At 47.8% G+C, this 17968-nt stretch carries 16 protein-coding genes; 1 reads left to right on the top strand and 15 read right to left on the bottom strand.

Annotation, left to right across the window (positions count from 1 at the left end; all coding sequences use genetic code 11):
• Nucleotides 1–86: 86 nt before the first annotated feature.
• The 6 genes from WJQ40_RS03825 to WJQ40_RS03800 form a co-directional block, all read right to left on the bottom strand.
• Nucleotides 87–1100 carry a hypothetical protein gene (locus WJQ40_RS03825; protein ID WP_337537989.1) on the bottom strand — a complete coding sequence of 338 codons (1014 nt, stop codon included), beginning with the start codon at nt 1098–1100 and terminating at the stop codon, nt 87–89.
• A 243-nt stretch (nt 1101–1343) separates the two neighbouring features.
• Nucleotides 1344–2324 carry an ECF transporter S component gene (locus WJQ40_RS03820; protein ID WP_337537987.1) on the bottom strand — a complete coding sequence of 327 codons (981 nt, stop codon included), beginning with the start codon at nt 2322–2324 and terminating at the stop codon, nt 1344–1346.
• A 21-nt stretch (nt 2325–2345) separates the two neighbouring features.
• Nucleotides 2346–3548 (bottom strand): D-alanine--D-alanine ligase family protein, encoded by a 1203-nt coding sequence (locus tag WJQ40_RS03815; protein ID WP_337537984.1) that lies wholly within the window; start codon nt 3546–3548, stop codon nt 2346–2348.
• Between the two features lie 11 nt (nt 3549–3559).
• Nucleotides 3560–5176: a UDP-N-acetylmuramoyl-tripeptide--D-alanyl-D-alanine ligase gene (murF, locus tag WJQ40_RS03810; RefSeq protein ID WP_337537983.1), complete on the bottom strand. Its 1617-nt coding sequence runs from the start codon at nt 5174–5176 to the stop codon at nt 3560–3562.
• 35 nt (nt 5177–5211) lie between these two features.
• Nucleotides 5212–5979 (bottom strand): alpha/beta hydrolase, encoded by a 768-nt coding sequence (locus WJQ40_RS03805; protein WP_337537981.1) that lies wholly within the window; start codon nt 5977–5979, stop codon nt 5212–5214.
• A 176-nt stretch (nt 5980–6155) separates the two neighbouring features.
• Nucleotides 6156–8159, bottom strand: a complete 2004-nt coding sequence (locus WJQ40_RS03800) for a beta-galactosidase (protein WP_337537979.1) — start codon at nt 8157–8159, stop codon at nt 6156–6158.
• 129 nt (nt 8160–8288) lie between these two features.
• Between WJQ40_RS03800 and WJQ40_RS03795 the strand changes: the two genes are divergently transcribed.
• Complete coding sequence (locus WJQ40_RS03795) at nt 8289–9089, top strand: AraC family transcriptional regulator (protein WP_337537978.1); 801 nt, start codon at nt 8289–8291, stop codon at nt 9087–9089.
• Nucleotides 9090–9157: 68 nt separating this feature from the next.
• On the opposite strand, the gene WJQ40_RS03790 is transcribed toward WJQ40_RS03795, so the two are convergent.
• The 9 genes from WJQ40_RS03790 to WJQ40_RS03750 form a co-directional block, all read right to left on the bottom strand.
• Nucleotides 9158–11293 (bottom strand): heavy metal translocating P-type ATPase, encoded by a 2136-nt coding sequence (locus WJQ40_RS03790; protein ID WP_337537976.1) that lies wholly within the window; start codon nt 11291–11293, stop codon nt 9158–9160.
• Nucleotides 11294–11301: 8 nt separating this feature from the next.
• Entirely contained in the window at nt 11302–11610 is a 309-nt protein-coding gene (locus tag WJQ40_RS03785; RefSeq protein WP_262574999.1) for a DUF6110 family protein, read from the bottom strand.
• A gap of 128 nt (nt 11611–11738) precedes the next feature.
• Nucleotides 11739–12164 (bottom strand): Fe-S cluster assembly sulfur transfer protein SufU, encoded by a 426-nt coding sequence (gene sufU, locus WJQ40_RS03780; RefSeq protein WP_118798096.1) that lies wholly within the window; start codon nt 12162–12164, stop codon nt 11739–11741.
• Nucleotides 12154–13368, bottom strand: a complete 1215-nt coding sequence (locus tag WJQ40_RS03775; RefSeq protein ID WP_337537974.1) for a SufS family cysteine desulfurase — start codon at nt 13366–13368, stop codon at nt 12154–12156. Before WJQ40_RS03775 ends, sufU begins: the two co-directional genes overlap by 11 nt.
• The gene (locus tag WJQ40_RS03770) at nt 13358–14308 is read right to left on the bottom strand and encodes a SufD family Fe-S cluster assembly protein (protein WP_337537973.1); all 951 of its coding nucleotides are present in this window, start codon (nt 14306–14308) and stop codon (nt 13358–13360) included. The genes WJQ40_RS03775 and WJQ40_RS03770 overlap by 11 nt, the downstream gene beginning before the upstream one ends.
• Nucleotides 14309–14320: 12 nt before the next feature.
• Complete coding sequence (sufB, locus tag WJQ40_RS03765; protein ID WP_118798093.1) at nt 14321–15727, bottom strand: Fe-S cluster assembly protein SufB; 1407 nt, start codon at nt 15725–15727, stop codon at nt 14321–14323.
• Nucleotides 15724–16470, bottom strand: a complete 747-nt coding sequence (sufC, locus tag WJQ40_RS03760; protein WP_337537971.1) for a Fe-S cluster assembly ATPase SufC — start codon at nt 16468–16470, stop codon at nt 15724–15726. The genes sufB and sufC overlap by 4 nt, the downstream gene beginning before the upstream one ends.
• A 2-nt stretch (nt 16471–16472) precedes the next feature.
• Nucleotides 16473–16925 carry an Rrf2 family transcriptional regulator gene (locus WJQ40_RS03755; RefSeq protein ID WP_118798091.1) on the bottom strand — a complete coding sequence of 151 codons (453 nt, stop codon included), beginning with the start codon at nt 16923–16925 and terminating at the stop codon, nt 16473–16475.
• Between the two features lie 110 nt (nt 16926–17035).
• Nucleotides 17036–17956 (bottom strand): ketopantoate reductase family protein, encoded by a 921-nt coding sequence (locus tag WJQ40_RS03750; protein ID WP_337537969.1) that lies wholly within the window; start codon nt 17954–17956, stop codon nt 17036–17038.
• Nucleotides 17957–17968: the final 12 nt, after the last annotated feature.

Raw genomic sequence — 17968 nt, 5'->3', positions numbered from 1 at the left:
TGGTGCTTTGGGACATTCTTTTCATTTTGGAATTGCAATTTGTGGAAACTCAAGATGTTTTTCCGTTATTCCAGTTTTAGTTCAGGTCACTGCAGGAGCAGCTCCTTTTTCACCTCTTCTACAAAAGAAGCCTCACATCCTGCTATGGCACAGATATCCTCTATTTCATATCCCCGATCCAGCATATTTTTGATTACGGTTTTTGTCTTTTTTAAACTGCCTTCGTTTCTGCCTTCTCTTCTTCCTTCATTTCTGTTATCCTCCATCAGTTCTTCCAATGCCTGACACATGTTGTACTCCTCCTCTTCCCCGTTTTCTGTTTTATACTTATCCTTCTTCTGAAGCATTGCTGCATTGTCTGTCATGACTGCTATCGCTTCCCAGGTTTCTTTGCTCAGGTGAGAATAAGCCTCATTTTTCATCAGCTCTGCCATCCTCTCTTTATCCTTCCGGCAGTTCATCGCACAAAACAGATGCCTTAAACCGGAATGGAATGTATCAAACCCATTCTGTTCATTAATGCAGAATAGATGCAAATGGTATTCTTCAAATAACACTCTCAGATTCTCATCCTCTGGATCAAACTCCATCATATCTGACAGCTTCCTTGGCCCGTCCCATGGTTCCTCCCCGCTGTAGAGGCAGATCGTATAAACCGGATGTAGCCTGTCTGATCTCAGGATCCCTGAAAGTCTTTCATCTATGGTGGTTTTCAGCTCTTTCTTATGTTCTTCCTTATGCCTTGCAAGAAGCCTCCGTTCCTGCTTTCTCTCCTTCAGCTGTCTGCTGTACTCTGCAGCATCATAGCCCATGCACCGAACCGGCATGCCATAGTCTATGTAGCTTTGGTTTTCTACCGCCAGCACCTGCAGGATCATCCCTGAACGGTACCTCATTTTCACATCACGGATGATCTCCGTTCCTTTTTGCAGTGGCTTTCCTGGCTGCTTTTCCTCCGCGGCCACATAGTTCTCCGAAGCCTCCTCCAGATCCTCTGCCCGGATGACCTGCCTTCCCTGAAAGCAGCTGCCATTGAAGAGATCCGCAAACCGCCTTTTGTCCTGCAGATACGTCTTCATGCACATATCGTATTTTCCCATATGATTCCTCCTTTGCGTGCAGGAGCTTTCTATGGGTTTTGAAAATCCCCTGCCTGTTCAATTTAATGTTGGATTGAAAAGCATGGATTTTCTGATCTTTTAGAATATCAGAGCGCTTCCTGGCAGGAAGGCTTCTGATCTTAAGAAAGGACTTTGTCCGAAAATAAGAAAACTTCTATGCTTTAGTTTGAGTGTAGCATAGAAGTTTTCATTATGCAATAAATGTTTTTCCGTTATATGGTCTTAAATGGCTTTTCTGGAAAGCTGCTTCACGGTTTCCTTCAGTTTTTCATATCCCTCTACCGGATCATCGATATCTGCCACGGCACGCTCCATCGGGCAGATGCCATCTCCGGTACGGTTGCTGATCACCTGGATGCATCTTCCATAGCTGATCTTCTTGTCATGTGCAGTCAGATATTCCTCTGCAGCTTTACTCATCAGCTCTCCATAAATATCACTGGCTCCGCCAAGAGTAAGCAGCATGGCTGCAGCCTTTCCTACGATTTTATCTACGATCACCGCATCAAACAGGATCTCACGGTTATTTTCCATCACCTTCATGATCGGGCGGATGCCATTGCCAAGATCCTGATATACGATCTCGTTCTGTCTGATCACGACAAAGGAAGCCTTTCCTTCTGCGATCAGCTGCTTTGCCTGCTCACGGACTGACTGCAGGGCATCTGACCGGCCGGGCATTCCTTCTCTTTCCATCAGCTTTTCGAACACCTTCACACATACCGGAATGAGGATCAGCTGGATCACGGTACCGGGGATCCCATCGATGTTGGAGGCAAATACACTGGCAAAGGTAACCGGCTTATTTCCTGCAAACATCATAATGGCGAAGATAATCCCATGCACGATCCTGCCCGGGATCATGGCTGCAAGCAGTGCCGGATAGATCTTCAGCTTTCCGGAATGATAAAACAGTCCGCCAAGGAGTCCATAAACTGCAAGCTCACCGATCATCACCGGAAGCATCGGGTAAGGTGCCGGCATTCCGGTCAGGATACTGGACAGGATTGGTGTAATGATGCCCCCGATCAGCCCATAAAGTGGTCCGCAGAGCATTCCCATCAGATATACCGGTAAATGCATGGGAAGCAGCACAGTACCGGGAACGCCGAAAGCATGTCCGGTAACAAAAGGAATGATCAGGCCTGCTGCCACCAGCATGCCTGTGACTGCCATATTTCTTGTTTTACTATTCTGTCTCATCTGTCTTCTCCTCTTCTGTTCTTATTGCAAGGGTGCTTTCAGCTTTCCCATCTTGCCGCCCTTAACTCCGCCAAGGGAATTCTGGTTCAGGATATTGGTATCAAAGGAGAAGGTTATGCTTTCCTCTTCCCTTACTCTCTTTAATGCCAGCCGGATCATCCGGTCGAGAAGCTCCGGATAGCTGATCCCTACAGGCTCCCACAGGTAAAAGGCCAGGGAGCCCGGAATGGTATTGATCTCATTAAAGTAAAGCTTTCCATTTTCCTCATCGATCATGAAGTCGATCCTGGCTACACCATTACAGCCAAGCTTCTGGAAGGATTTTACTGCCAGCTCCTGTACTTCCTTTCTCTTTTCAGGAGAGAGCTCTGCCGGGATCTTACGGGACACGCTTGCCATGCCCTTTGAGCCGCTGCCCTTGGCATTGCTTACATATTTATCCTCATAGCTTAAGATATCCTTGGTATGCAGAGGCTCTTCGCATTCGGAAGCAATCGCCTCATTTTCATCTCCAAGTACGGCGCAGTTGATCTCACGGAGCTTTGTGATCGCATGCTCAATGATGATCTTTCTTGCATAAAGGAACGCATCATCAATGGAATTGGTGAGCTCACTGCGGTTTCTCGCCACACTGATCCCCACACTGGAGCCAAGATCTACTGGCTTTACGATAGCCGGATAGCCGATCTCCTTTTCCACCTTATCAAGGATGCTGTCGATCTCCGCATAATCGGATGTAGTGAAGCAGTAGCCATCCAGCACCGGAACACCATTCTCCTTCAGCACCACCTTGGATGCGTATTTATCCATGCCAAGGGCAGAGGCCGTCACGTCACAGCCTACAAAGGGAATACCAATCGTTTTTAAATAGCCCTGCAGGGCACCGTCCTCCACATTGGTTCCATGTACGATCGGGAATGCAATATCCACTTCTATGCTCTTTTTGCCAAACAGCTTCACCGGATAGGGCATCAGCACGATGTGATCGTCCTCATTCACAAGGATTACTCTCTGTGACTTTGACAAAAGTCCCGGAATATCTTTATAGGCCTCGATCTTGCCGATCTCCTCGCCTACATACATTTCATTTTTCTTGGTAAGATATACGGGAATAACCTCGTATTTCTCCTGATCCATACTCATGATCGCCTGGATTCCGGAGATGACGGATACCTCGTGCTCCACACTCTTTCCACCAAACATTACTGCCACTCTTGTTTTCATGAACTGCCTCCTTAATAATTATCCGGAAGGTCATTTTCCAGCAGAATAAATTTATGGCCTTCAGCTTTAATACTATATGCAAATGACAGAGCATCCTCCAGCTTTTCAAATACTCTGCATCTTTCCTGTGAAAATCCGCTCTCCAGTACCCCTTTGTGGATGGGGGCTGTATGCTTTTCCCCTACTAAAAGGATATAATCGCAGCAGTCTGCCGCATAGGTACCGAATTTGTAATTGTATTCCTCTTCCTTTTCTCCAAGCTCTACCATGCCTGGTGTGATCAGGATACGGACTCCCTCAAACTGCTTCAATGTCTCTACAGCTGCCCGGGAGCCTACCGGATTGGAATTAAACGCATCATCAATGATCGTATAATTTCCTCTTTCCAGAAGCTGCATCCTGTGTGCGACCGGCTGGATCCGGCGGACCGGAACCTTGAGCTGCTTCAGCGGAATACCAAGTGTATTCGCCACCGCAACAGCACCTGCCACATTGATCACATTGTGTTCACCAAGAAGCCTCATCTGGAAGGTTTCCTTCTCTCCATCCGGAGCTGTCACAGTGAACTCCGTACCGGTACGGGAAAGCTTCACGTCCCCTGTCTGATAATACTGGGGAACCTCTCCCTCTTCGATCTGGCTTTCCAGCTCCCTGGCCTTCGCCCATTCTCCAGTAGTATAAAAAATCTTATTTTTGTATTTACCACTGTGGTTCCTGATATATTCATTATCCCCGTTCAGGAAAAGAAGCCCCACCTCCGGCAGGGCATCCGCCAGCTCAAACTTGGTGTTTACAATATTGTCCATATTAAAGAAGGTTTCCAGATGCTGGGGGCCTACGGAAGTAATGATCCCGTGTTCAGGATGAACGATATCACAGATCTCCTTGATATCCCCTACATGTCTGGCACCCATTTCACAGATAAAGATCTGATGGGAGGGCTTTAAGGAACTGCGGATCGTCTTGACAACACCCATGGGGGTATTGTAGCTCTCCGGTGTGATCAGCACCTCGAAATGTTCCTTTAATAAGGTATCCAGATAATATTTCACACTGGTCTTGCCATAGCTTCCGGTCACACCGATCACGGTCAGATCCGGCACACTCCGCAGCTTTTTTTTCGCATCATTGATGTAGTGCTGGTTGATCATGCCCTCCACCGGCCTGTTGATCCAGTTTACGATCACAAGTGCAATGATCTGCAGCATAGTCAGAATGGCAAACGCACCGGCAATCCTGCTGACTCCAAGAAATACTCCTGTCAGAACAAGCAGTAAAATCACCAGGATGCTGTCCGTCAGTATCAGCCTTTTCACACGGGCTGTATAGACCAGCTTCTTCTTGGTATTGGTTTTCTTCAGATAAAGATAATACTTCATGCAGATCAGGACTGCGGCAGTCTGCAGGAGCAATGTCACGATACCCGGCAGGCACATGCTTAGGATGCCGGAGATCCCGATCAGGATCAGCAGATACTGTCTGCTTACATTTTTCTTAAGCCAGTGGATATGTTCTCCATTTTTGTACCCGTTTAACTGGAACATATGCAGATTATAGCGCAGCACATATAAGAATGCCGGCAGTGTCAGCACGGCGCAGAGGATACTGATGGCTGTAATGGTTATCATGGTAAAAGCACCTTTCTTTTCGTTTTATTCCCCGTCTAGGCAAAGTATGCCTGCATAATGCTCCGGAACAGCGCCGGGTTCTCCAGAAAGCTGAAATGTCCGGTGCCGGGAATCACTGCAAGACCTGCCCCGGGGATCTTTTCTTCCATGAGCTTCGCATCAGCGATCGGTGTTGACGTATCCAGATCTCCCCAGATCAGCAGGGTATCCTGTCTGATCCTTGGCAGAAGCTCTGTCAGGTCCTCATTGACTGCCTTCACAAGGCACTGGCGCATCATGGGCGATGCATTCCGATAATCGGCTGATCCCTGACGGTTCCTCCATTCATCGATCAGTCTCGGACAGATGGCATATACCAGCTTCAGGTTTACGACCTTTTTCAGCACCTTATAACGTCTGATCTTCATTTTCTGTTTCCAGGTTTTCTTTGGCAGGATCCCTGCACTGTCGATCAGTACGATCCGCTCTATGGTAAAGGGCAGGCTCTCTCTTGCTGCCAGCCGTATGATGACTCTTCCTCCATAGGAATGACCGATCAGTGTTGCCTTCTGAATGCCAAGAGCAGCCATGAAATCCAGAAAGAACTTTGCATAATCCTCTACCGCCCAGGGTTCTCTTGGCTCATCGCTTGCCCCAAAGCCCGGGAAATCAAACTGCACTACCCGGTATCTGTCTGAAATACAGGCCGCTACTGAATTGTAGGTAGCAAGCTCCGTACCCCAGCCCTGCAGGATCACTACCGTATCCTCGCCCTCTCCGGTTATCTGATAGGCAATTTCATATCCATTCACATTTATTTTCATAAAACAGAAGTCCTTTTATTATTCACTTTATACAGTTTTCCCCGTTTTGTGCCGGTGAACCCAGTAAAGCAGTCTTATTATAGCATTTCCTCTATTTTGTGTCATTATAAAAATGAAGGAAAAAGCCTCCTCAAAAAAGGCTCCCGCCGTATGGCAGGAGCCCTGGAACTCTTCTATTACATCTTTACGATCTTTACATCATATTTCTTCATGGTTTCACCACTTTCAACAACCTTTTCTGTAAGAAGGTCTTCTTTTCCTGCAAACCTCTCTGGAACCGGCAGCACCTGATCGGTGAAATTCATCAGGAAGCCGTATTCCTGTTCGCCATTCCACCTGCTGACGATCTCAAGTCTGGCTTTCTCCCCAGATGCACCGCTGATACCGGCCTCCTCCCTGACTTTGTCAAGGATCATTTCTATTCCTTCCTCTGACGGATCACTTCCTATATAATAGGTGCTTCCTGCACCATAGGTATTCCTTGTTACAACCGGACTGTCCTTATAAAAATCACTGCCATATACAGCAAGTGCCTCTGCACCTTCCAGATGCATGATATCACAGACAAGCCCGCATTCCGCCTCTCTGCCATCTGCAAAGATCATCTGATTTTTCTGATCCGGGAACAGGGCATCAATTTCTTCTACCCACACGCCGGCAAGCTCACGAAGGGAACCCGGATATCCGCCAAGATATACATTATCAGACTGATCTACGATACCGCTCATATAAGTCAGGATCAGGATACCACCCTGCTTTACAAAAGCAGTCAGTGCTTCCTTCATGCCTTCCTTTACCATATAAAGAACAGGCGCTGCCACTACCTTGTAGCCAGCAAACGTATCCTCTGCTGATACCATGTCTACCGGAATGTTGTGCTCGTAGAAATAACGGTAATACTGATGGATCTGATCCACGTACTTCAGATCCTCAGAAGGTCCGCTTGTATATTCCAGTCCCCAGTAATTGTCCCAGTCAAAGATCATGGCTACTTCTGCCCGGTTCTCTGTTCCAAGGATATCCCTGCCAAGTCTTGCCAGTTCTTCTCCAAGCTGCGATACCTCACGGAATACTCTGGTATTCTCTGTTCCTGCATGGGCGATCACCGCACCATGAAATTTCTCACAGCCGCCCACACTTCTGCGGAGCTGGAAAAACTGAATGGTATCTGCTCCGTGCGCAAGCGTCTGGTAGCTCTGTGCCCGCATCTGTCCGGGACGCTTCAGTGAATTGTACTTCTGCCAGTTCTGCTGGCTGGGTGTCTGCTCCATCAGCATAAAGGGCTCTTTCTTTAATCCTCTCATCAGATCATGGGTCATGGCTGTAAAGCTCCAGGGGGTATCCAGTGCCGGATAGTTATCCCAGGAAACAATATCCATTTCCTTCGCCCATTTGAAATAATCGAGTCCCTTGTATGTGCCCATCAGGTTTGTGGTCACCAGCGCATCCGGATTGACTGCCTTGATGGCATCTCTCTCCATGCAGTAGTTTTCCAGCAGACTGTCGGAATTAAATCTCTTATAATCAATAGAAAGACCTGCAAATGCAGTATCCTCGGTCCCGATTCCATCACCCAGGACATTTGGAAGTACGATCTCATCAAAATCATAGAAGGTATGTCCCCAGAATTCAGTATTCCATGCCTTGTTGACAGCCTCGATTGTCTTATATTTCTTCTTCAACCAGACACGGAATGCCTTTTCACAGTTCTCACAGTAGCACTCTCCGCCGTACTCATTGTTGATGTGCCAGCAGGTAATATGAGGGTTATGTGCATAGCGTTCTGCCAGCTTTGCCGTCAGGCTGACCATAAACTTCCGGTAAACCTGGGAATTAGGACAGGCATTATGACGCTGTCCGAACTTATGATGTCTGCCTTCATAATCAGTTCTTGCCACCTCCGGGTAGCGCTTTACCATCCATGCAGGAAGGGCACCTGTAGAGGTTGCCATGACAATATCATCCTCTTCTGCAGAAAGCATGTCTACGATCTTATCCAGTTCATCAAAATAATAAGTTTCTTCTGAGGGCTGAAGCTTCGCCCAGGAAAAAACATTGATCGTGGCACTGTTGATACCGGCCTTGCGGAACATTCTCATATCTTCCTTCCAGACCTCCTCCGGCCATTGATTGGGATTATAATCCCCGCCATACAAAATTCTCTGAAATTTACCTGCCATATTTATTTCTCCTTATGTCCTTTATTGTTCTTTACAGCTTCTCTTAATGCTGATTATAACTGTTCTTTACAGCTTCGTGTGTAACATGATAAACTAATAACTATAACATTTTGAAACAGGAGAAGTACTATGCCTATTTTTTTCAGGAACACTCCTCTGCAAGAGCCTTTTACGCTTGATTCCGCAGGTTTTGACTGGCATCAGGAGCCCTGGGACAGACCGGAGGGTTATCCACTCTATCACTATTTACAAACTGAACAGGGCTGTGGCTCATTTGCTGCCTGCGGCAGGACATTCCTGCTTACAGAGGGTGATGGACTTCTGATCGCCCCTTTTGTTCCTCACTCCTACCATGCAGAAGGTGCGGATTGGATCACCACCTTTGTCACCTTCACCGGCACCCTGTCAGATACCTTTCCGTCTCTGATCCAGGACAAGGTACGTTTCTTTCCTTCCTCTGATACCGGAACGATCCGGGAGCTGATCCGGGAAGGTGCTGATCTTATGGCTGCATCTCCTGTTGATACCGCTGCTCTGTCGGTCACAGGTTACCACCTCATGCTCCTGCTTTCTGACAAAAACGGCGGCAATTCTGCCAAGGATCATCCTCTGTACCAGTCCTATATTGCACCTGCCCTGCAGCTGATCGCTGTACATTTCAACGAAGAGCTGACTGCTTCACAGATTGCTGCCTCCCTGCATGTCTCCCAGCAGTATCTGTCCCGGCTTTTCCTTCGGTTCCTTGGCTGTTCTGTCTATGAATACCTGACCTTCTACCGGATCAGCCGTGCCAAAGAGCTGCTTCTGACAAACAGGCAGCTGCAGATCCAGATGATCGGACAGCGTGTAGGCTTTGCTGATGCCAGCCACTTCACTTCCATGTTCCGCAAGCTGACCGGCATGACACCCAGACAGTTCCGGATGCAGTAAATCTCATATATGGAAAACAGGCGGAGCCAAAGCTCCGCCTGCCTGTTATATTTCCTTCTCATTTCTTTTTACTGTACTGCCAGTTCCAGATTCATTTCCCCGTGAGCAGCTTCCTCTTCATTCTCTTCTTTTCCAAGCAGATTTTTCATGCTCTTCATACTGATCACCAGCGTTGAGGTATTATGAAGAAGTGCGGATGTCGTAGGCAGGAACACACCGGCTACGCCGAGGACGATCAGACTTGCATTGATTCCTACGATCACCTTATAGTTCTTACGGATCCGCTTCATCAGTGCATTGCTCAGCTTCTTCAATGTAACCACTTCATACAGATTATCTGCGCCAATGGTCACATCTGCGATCTCCCGTGCGATCTCGGCACCGTCACTGATGGCAATTCCCACATCTGATGCGGAAAGAGCCGGTGAATCATTGATACCGTCTCCGATCATGATCACCTTCCGTCCGGCTGCCTTTTCCTTCTCTACAAAGCCCGCCTTATCCTCCGGCAGAACCTCAGAATAATATTCATCCACACCGACACGCTCTGCGATCGTCCTTGCGATCCTGTCACTGTCGCCTGTCATCATGACAACCTTGGTGATTCCGGTCTTTTTCAGCTCCTTTACCACCTCTGCTGCTTCCGGACGGAGCGGATCTTCAATACAGATCACAGCTGCAAGCCTTCCATCGATCGCCATATATAGGTGGGAATACTCTGCAGACAGATGATCAAACAGCTCCTGCTTCTCTGCCGGGATCTGTGCCTTTTCATCTTCAAACACAAAATGGTAGCTGCCGATAACTACCTTTTTATCCTCCAGCATGGAAGAAATTCCATGGGCTACAATATATTCCACCTTGGAATGCAGCTCCTCATGTACCAGATGCTTTTTCTCAGCCTCCCGTACCACGGCCTTGGCCATGGAATGAGGGAAATGCTCTTCCAGACAGGCTGCGATACGAAGCAGCTCATCCGGTAACTTCTCATTGAAGGAAATCACTTCTACTACTGTAGGCTGCGCCTTGGTCAGTGTTCCTGTCTTGTCAAAGACAATCGTTGTGGCATCTGCCATGGCTTCCAGATACTTGCCGCCCTTTACCGTAATATCATGGGTGCTTGCCTCACGGATCGCTGACAATACGGAAAGAGGCATCGCCAGCTTCAGTGCGCATGAGAAGTCTACCATCAGTACGGAGATCGTCTTTGTCATATTTCTGGTAAGCAGCCATACAAGACCGGTTCCCAGGAAGGTATACGGCACCAGTCTGTCTGCCAGATGCTCTGCCTTACTTTCCAGAGAGGATTTCAGCTTCTCGGACTCCTCGATCATCGCCATGATCTTCTCATACTTGCTGGAGCCGTTTGCCTCCTTTACCTTAAAGGTGATCTCTCCTTCTTCCACAACTGTTCCGGCATAAACGGTACTGCCTTCTGCTCTTCTGACTGGAACGGATTCTCCGGTCAGGGATGCCTGGTTGACCATAGCCTCTCCTTCGATCACACAGCCATCGAAGGGAATGACATTTCCCATATGTACCCTGACAGGATCCCCACTCCTGATCTCGGTAACAGGAACCATAATTTCCTGCCCATCACGGACAAGCCATACCTTGCTGATATTCAGGGACATGCTCCGTGCCAGATCTCCGACTGATTTCTTATGTGTCCATTCTTCCAGGATCTCTCCAAGTGAAAGAAGAAACATTACGGAACTTGCCGTAGAAATGTCACCTCTAAAAATAGATACACCAATCGCTGTGGCATCCAGTACCGGCACTTCAATCCTTCGCCTGGCAAGAGTCGTCAATCCCTTCCAGATGTATTTTACGGAAGTGGTCATGGTGATCCCTGCCCGGATCGGATAGGGAAGAAAGATCTTGTTTCCAAAATAGATCACTGTTTTGTTGACCAGCCTGTCCCAGTACTCCCGGTTCATCTGTCTGCCGGAATTCTTAAGATATACCTCCGGCACCTGCGCCCTTTCATAGGTAAATGCTTCCAGCACAGAAAGGATCTCCTCCCGGCTTCCCTGATAGCTGACCGTTACATCTGCAGTACGCTCCTGGATCTTTGCATTTATGACCTGTTCCTTTGCATCCAGATAATACTGCAGGATATCCGCCTGTTCAAAGCTCATTCTGCTCTGCAGGATATGGATCCGCATCCTGCCTCTGATTTCATGCTTTATTATAAATCTCATAGCCTTACTTATTCGCCTGCAGCTTCCTCTGACACTTCTTCAGCCTTTGCTTCTGCAGAATACTCTTCATCATATTTAGCAGCTCTGTCTTCATTGATCTGCTGTGCTTCTGCGTAGATATCTTCTGCATTCTCCTGGATATTGGTTGCTGTTTTCATGACGCATTCTTTCGCTCTGAGTACTGCAGCTGTACAGTAGGTATAAACTTTCCTGGCATCCCTGCTGGAAAGAATTTTAATCCCCGCTGTTCCAAAGAGAACACCGGCTGCGAAAATACCGGTCTTTTTTCCATCAATTTTCTTAAGGTTTAATTTCATCTTTTGCACCGTACCTTTCTTTTTTTATAAAAAATTATTATAGCGTCTCCGTGCCAAAGATTCCATTCTTTTTTTGTTATTGAGAAACATAATCAATAAGCATGTTTTCTGTTATTTTTTCCGTGCAGCTACTGATCCTTCAGCGCCTCCTTCAGCGTATGCCATCCAAGAACCGCACATTTGACTCTGGCAGGCATATGAGCGATATCTTTCAGAGCCGATGCTTCTTCAAGCTGGTCGATCTCCTCATCAGAGGCTTCTCCCTTAATCATCTTTAAGAAAAGCTCTCCAAGCTGCAGAGCCTCCTCCTTTGTCTTTCCAATGATCATGCCAAGCATGATATCCGCAGATGCGCTGGAAATGGCACAGCCGTCTCCGGTGAAGGCACCATCTGTGATCACACCGTCCTCTACCTTCAGCTTCAGGAAGATATCATCTCCGCAGTTTGGATTTTTTCCTTCCAGAACAATATTGGCATCCGGCAGCTCATGCTTGAATTCCGGACGCATATTATGCTCTGTCAGTATCTCATTATAAAAATTTCTATTCTCCATAACCCATTCTCCTTCTAATGGATGCTACGCTTTGAATGAGCCTTTCCACTTCTTCCGGGGTATTATAAAACATGAAGCTGGCTCTTGTTGCCACATTGTCCCCCAGATAGGCCAGCAGCGGCTGTGCACAGTGATGACCGGCTCTTACATCGATCCCGTCAGAGGAAAGGATCTCACTGACGTCATGCGGATGCACCCCCTCTATGGTAAAGGCTACGATACCGGTATGGTTTTCCGGTCTTTCCGACCCGAGAATCTTCACATGAGGAAGCTTTGCGATTCCTTCCATGGCCTGTCTGGTCAGCGCTTCTTCCTTTTCCATGATCTCAGGAAAGCCAATACCCTGAATATATTCGATTGCTGCAGCAAGGCCTGCTGCCCCGGCTGCATTCACCGTACCAGCTTCAAATTTGTGAGGCAGCTCCGCAAAGACCGCTCCCTCCCTTGTCACGGACTCGATCATCTCACCGCCGGTCAGGAAGGGCGGCATGGCATCTAACAGCTCCCGCTTTCCGTAAAGGACACCGATTCCCATGGGACCAAGCAGCTTATGTCCGGAAAAAGCCAGAAAATCAGCATCAAGCTTCTGCACGTCGATCGGCATGTGGGGTGCACTCTGTGCGGCATCCACGACAACGACCGCTCCCACCTCATGTGCCCTTTTGCAGATCTCCTCTATGGGATTCTGGCAGCCAAGGACATTGGATACCTGTGCCACAGCTACCAGCTTCGTTCCTTCGTGGATCCCCTTTGTCAGGGTTTCCTCTGTAAGGGTGCCATCCTGTTCACACTCAAGGAAATGGAGCTTTGCCCCTGTCATCCTGGCTGTCATCTGCCATGGCAGGAGATTGCTGTGATGCTCCATAATGGATACGGCGATCTCATCTCCCGGCTTCAGATTGGTAAGGCCATAGCTGTATGCCACAAGGTTCAGGCTCTCTGTTGTATTTCTGGTAAAAATAATCTCTTCTGTGTGGGCTGCGTTCAGGAAATCACGCACGGTTTTTCTCGCCTCTTCATAGCTTTCTGTCGCTGCAAGGCTTAAAGGATAGAACCCTCTCATGGGATTGGCATTCTCTGTTTCGTAGAAGGCTTTTTCCCGCTCGATCACGCAGGCCGGACGCTGGGCTGTTGCCGCATTATCAAGATAGGCTGTCTCATTCTGCATCAGCAGGGGAAAATCTTCTCTGTAATCACGCTTCATCTGCATTTTCCTCCCTTGCTGTCTCAGGCATAAGCTTTTCAAGCTGCTCCATCACAAGCTGCCTGGTTTCCTCATCCGGTATCTCAGGGCAGAGCTTTTCAAGCTTTGCTCTTGCCATCATATTTTCTGCTGTTTTCCTGCCTATGCCTCTTGCTGCAAAGTAAAACAGTGTCTCTTCATCTAGCTCACCAATAGTTGCCCCATGGTTACCTTCCACATCCTCCTCTGCGCAGAGGATCAGCGGTATGGTCTTATTGACGATATCATCTGAAAGAAGCAGTACCTCCTCTACCTCACTTCCCTTCGCTCCACAGGCGCCCTTTTTGAAATCAATGGTTCCACGGAAGAGCTTCTGTGCCTTATCCTTCAGGGTTCCTTCTGCCGTAATATCACAGGTCGTCTTTTCCCCTCTGTGATCGGCGATCAGGTTAATATCCAGTTTCTGCTCTTTCTGCAGGAAATATCCAATCTTTGCTGTCAGATCCGATTCCCTGCCAAGAAGTCCTGCATTCACTTCACTGTAGGTATTCCCTGTTCCAAGGAAAAGCTGAGTTACAGATACCCTGGCATTCTTTTCTGCCTTTGCCGTAACCTTATTGATCAGTGTCTGTCCTTCTGAGGGCATACATATCTGGATCAGATGGATATGACTGTTTTCCTGAAGCTCCAGCTCCGTGTGGAATTTCAGCATTCCAGTTTCCTTTTCTTCCGGACTGCCAAGCTGCTCTACGACAGTGATCTCTTTTCCGGCTTCTGCTTTCATAGGAAGGCTGCCTTCCCCTGCTGCCACCTTTACTTTTACAAGCTGATCTGTTTCTTCTATTTTGATAGCTGCTTCTTCCATCTTCTCCGGCACCGTAACAACAGCTTCATTCATATGAAGCCAGTGCCAGGTTTTGGAAGGAAGCTGATTGATCTTGATCTCTCTGTTCTGCTCCATTATTATCCTCCCTTATCCGATGCTGCCCTTCATTTCCAGGCGGATCAGATTGTTCATCTCCACTGCATATTCCAGCGGGAGTTCCTTGGAAACATTGTCGGCAAATCCACTGACGATGCAGGCTCTTGCATCCTCTTCGCTCATGCCTCTGCTCATCAGATAAAATACTGCTTCGTCACTGATACTGCCGATCTTGGCCTCGTGTCCGATATTGGCATCCTTTGTCCTGATATCCATAGCCGGTATGGTGTCTGACCTGGAAATGGAATCCAGCATCAGAGACTGGCAGGAAACCGCTGACTTGGCATTTTTTGCTTCCTTTGTCACCACTACGGAAGAACGGAAGGTACTGATCCCTCCATCCTTGGAAATGGATCTGGTATTCATATAGGAGCTGGTATCCGGTGCGCTGTGTACGACCTTGGCACCGGTATCCAGGTTCTGTCCCTTTCCGGCAAAGGTAATACCGGTAAATTCCATTTTGGCACCCTTTCCCTTCAGGATACTCATGGGATACAGATAGGATACGTGGGAACCGAAGGATCCGGAAACCCACTCGATGGTTCCTCCCTCTTCTACCAGTGCTCTCTTGGTATTCAGATTGTACATGTTCTTGGACCAGTTCTCAATCGTGGAGTAACGCAGTCTTGCATTCTTTCCTACGAACAGCTCCACACATCCTGCATGGAGATTGGCTACATTGTACTTCGGTGCAGAACAGCCTTCTATGAAATGCAGATCTGCTCCCTCGTCCACAATGATCAGGGTATGCTCAAACTGTCCGGCTCCCGGTGCATTCAGTCTGAAATAGGACTGCAGCGGAATCTCTACGGATACACCCTTTGGTACATAAACAAAGGAACCGCCTGACCATACGGCGCCGTGAAGGGCTGCAAATTTGTGGTCATTTGGCTTGACCAGCTTCATAAAGTGCTTCCTCACCATATCGGCATATTCACCGTTCAGGGCACTTTCCATATCTGTATAAACAACCCCCTGCGCTGCTACCTCTTCTCTTACGTTATGATAGACCAGCTCAGAATCATACTGGGCACCGACACCTGCCAGGGACTTTCTCTCTGCCTCCGGGATACCGAGACGTTCAAAGGTATTCTTGATATCCTCCGGTACATCAGACCACTTGGCCTGCATTTTGGTATTCGGTCTGACATAGGTCACGATCTGATCCATGTTCAGTCCTTCTATGGACGGTCCCCAGTCTGGAACCGGCATCTGATTATAAATCTGCAGGGACTGCAGACGAAACAGCTCCATCCACGCCGGATCATGCTTTTCTTTGGACAGCTTTTCCACGATCTCAGGGGTCAGCCCGGCATTGATCCGGTAAGCATCCTTCTCTTCATCCCGGAAATCATAGATGCTTCTGTCTATATCCTCTACATGACTTTTTTCTTTCATAATGTTACCTCTTTGAATCCCTTTTCATTGATCTCATCTACCAGGGATGCATCTCCTGTCTTTACGATCTTTCCTTCTACCATCACATGGGTATCATCCACGGAAAGATACTCCAGGATCCTTGTGCTGTGGGTAATGATCAGAAGACCACCGTCACAGTTCTTCTGGTATTCCTCGATTCCCCTTGAAACAGTGCGGACCGCATCCACATCAAGACCGGAATCGGTTTCATCCAGAATGGCAAGGGAAGGCTTCAGCATCAGAAGCTGCAGGATCTCTGCCTTTTTCTTTTCACCACCTGAAAATCCCACATTCAGGTCACGCTCTGCATAGGAAGGATCCATCTGCAGGATTTCCATGGTCCTTGCCAGCTCCTTCTTGAAATCCCAGAGGCGGGTCCGCTTGCCGGTCTTCTGCTCCAGGGCGCTTCTGATAAAGGCGCTTAAGGTAACACCCGGTACCTCCAGCGGATTCTGGAAGGAAAGGAAGATACCATCCTTTGCTCTCTCATTCACTGCTTCCTCTGTTATATTCTTTCCCTGAAACCAGATCTCACCCTCTGTGACACTGTATCTCGGATTTCCCATCAAGGCGTAGCCAAGGGTTGATTTGCCGGTTCCGTTCGGTCCCATCAGTACATGAGTCTCCCCTTTATTGATCGTAAGATCCACACCGTGCAGGATCTCTTTATCTTCCACATTTACATGCAGATCCTTCACCGTAAGCAAATGCTTTTCTTCCATAATTACTCCTCCTTCTTGTCAGGAATGTCCTGACTGTTTTCCATATTCTGTGCACTGTCTGCCACATCCTTTAAGGAAATGGAATCCAGATAATTATTGATGACATCGGCAAGTCCCTGCCAGATTGGCAGCGTATAACACAGATCTGCCTGATCACAATGCCCCGCATCCTCTTTCAGACAGGCCACCGGTGCCAGACTTCCCTCTGTCATACGGAGTACCTCTCCTATACTGTACTCCTCCGGTTTCCTTGACAGGTGATAGCCGCCCTTATGACCACTTGCTGCCTCGATCAGATGTCCCTTGGACAGGACTGTCGCAATACTTTCCAGATATTTCTGCGAAATATTTTCCTTCTCGGATATTTCCTTCAGCGGTACATATTCTCCTTCCGGCTTTCCTGCCAGATAGACCATGATCCGCAGTGCATATCTTCCTTTTGAAGAAATTACCATTGTGCGGTGTTCCTCCTTTTTTCATCTATGGAGATAGTATTCCTATTCGCCTACCATGTCAATAGGTAAAACACAAAAAAAAGAATCCTGCAAGCAGGATTCTTCGGTCTTCAGGAAAACAGACCGTCATTTTTCTCTTCCAGTGCCTTGATGGCATGGTAGGTATACTCATTATAAGGTGTCGGAATTCCCAGCTCCTGTCCCATACGGATCATGGCACCAGAAAACATGTCAATCTCTGTATGACGCTTTGCATCCAGATCCTGCAGTGTGGAAAATCTTGCTGCTCCGGATATGGCACTGTTCTTTCCAAGGGTATTGTCCTCATCACTGATATCAATGCCCTTCGCTGCTGCTACAGCCACAACCTCATCCCGGAGCTTCTGGCTTATGAATGTCACATGCTCACTGGCACTGTAGCCTGCAAAGCTGCAGTTTAAGACTGCCTGCGGAAGGTTTTTACTTACATTCAGTGCATATTTAAACCAGATATCCCGGATGATATCGCTGCAGATCGTGTAGCGGATATCGGTTCCTTCAAAAAGTGCTGCGATAGCCTCTACCCTCTCACTTCTCTTCCGGTCTGCTTCCCCGAAGAAAACACCCTGTGTTACAGAAGGATCATACACAATGCTGTTACCATCTCTTTCAGAAGCAATCTTCATCATGGAATATACCATATGCTGGTTTCCGATCCGCTCTCCGATGATCTCTTCACTGTCTACACCATTTAAAAGACTCATTACAACCGTATGATCATCTACGATCTTTTCAACAGCCGGAAGACTTTCCTTCAGTGCACCGTATTTGGTGGCGATCAGAAGCAGATCTGCTCCCCTTGCTTCCTCCGGTGTCTTCACATTCAGCTTCCAGTTTTCATGGTTGACAATGATGCCTTCCTTTGTCAGACGTTCTTTTCTCTCTCCTTCTGCGATCACCATAAGGTGGTCTCCAAGCTTCGGGATCAGGCCTGTGATAAAATAACTGCCTACGGCACCTGCTCCCATGATTGCTACTGTTTCTATATTCATACTGTCTGTCCC

Source organism: Suilimivivens sp. (assembly GCF_037359455.1).
Classification (GTDB): domain Bacteria; phylum Bacillota; class Clostridia; order Lachnospirales; family Lachnospiraceae; genus Suilimivivens; species Suilimivivens aceti.
The sequence above is the reverse complement of the archived record's forward strand: the minus strand, read 5'-3'. Positions and strand labels throughout refer to the sequence as shown.

Excerpts from the sequence above, each read along its gene's own strand:
- WJQ40_RS03825 (WP_337537989.1), bottom strand. The coding sequence starts at position 1,100 with ATGGGAAAATACGATATGTGCATGAAGACGTATCTGCAGGACAAAAGG.
- WJQ40_RS03820 (WP_337537987.1), bottom strand. The coding sequence starts at position 2,324 with ATGAGACAGAATAGTAAAACAAGAAATATGGCAGTCACAGGCATGCTG.
- WJQ40_RS03815 (WP_337537984.1), bottom strand. The coding sequence starts at position 3,548 with ATGAAAACAAGAGTGGCAGTAATGTTTGGTGGAAAGAGTGTGGAGCAC.
- murF (WP_337537983.1), bottom strand. The coding sequence starts at position 5,176 with ATGATAACCATTACAGCCATCAGTATCCTCTGCGCCGTGCTGACACTG.
- WJQ40_RS03805 (WP_337537981.1), bottom strand. The coding sequence starts at position 5,979 with ATGAAAATAAATGTGAATGGATATGAAATTGCCTATCAGATAACCGGA.
- WJQ40_RS03800 (WP_337537979.1), bottom strand. The coding sequence starts at position 8,159 with ATGGCAGGTAAATTTCAGAGAATTTTGTATGGCGGGGATTATAATCCC.
- WJQ40_RS03795 (WP_337537978.1), top strand. The coding sequence starts at position 8,289 with ATGCCTATTTTTTTCAGGAACACTCCTCTGCAAGAGCCTTTTACGCTT.
- WJQ40_RS03790 (WP_337537976.1), bottom strand. The coding sequence starts at position 11,293 with ATGAGATTTATAATAAAGCATGAAATCAGAGGCAGGATGCGGATCCAT.
- WJQ40_RS03785 (WP_262574999.1), bottom strand. The coding sequence starts at position 11,610 with ATGAAATTAAACCTTAAGAAAATTGATGGAAAAAAGACCGGTATTTTC.
- sufU (WP_118798096.1), bottom strand. The coding sequence starts at position 12,164 with ATGGAGAATAGAAATTTTTATAATGAGATACTGACAGAGCATAATATG.
- WJQ40_RS03775 (WP_337537974.1), bottom strand. The coding sequence starts at position 13,368 with ATGAAGCGTGATTACAGAGAAGATTTTCCCCTGCTGATGCAGAATGAG.
- WJQ40_RS03770 (WP_337537973.1), bottom strand. The coding sequence starts at position 14,308 with ATGGAGCAGAACAGAGAGATCAAGATCAATCAGCTTCCTTCCAAAACC.
- sufB (WP_118798093.1), bottom strand. The coding sequence starts at position 15,727 with ATGAAAGAAAAAAGTCATGTAGAGGATATAGACAGAAGCATCTATGAT.
- sufC (WP_337537971.1), bottom strand. The coding sequence starts at position 16,470 with ATGGAAGAAAAGCATTTGCTTACGGTGAAGGATCTGCATGTAAATGTG.
- WJQ40_RS03755 (WP_118798091.1), bottom strand. The coding sequence starts at position 16,925 with ATGGTAATTTCTTCAAAAGGAAGATATGCACTGCGGATCATGGTCTAT.
- WJQ40_RS03750 (WP_337537969.1), bottom strand. The coding sequence starts at position 17,956 with ATGAATATAGAAACAGTAGCAATCATGGGAGCAGGTGCCGTAGGCAGT.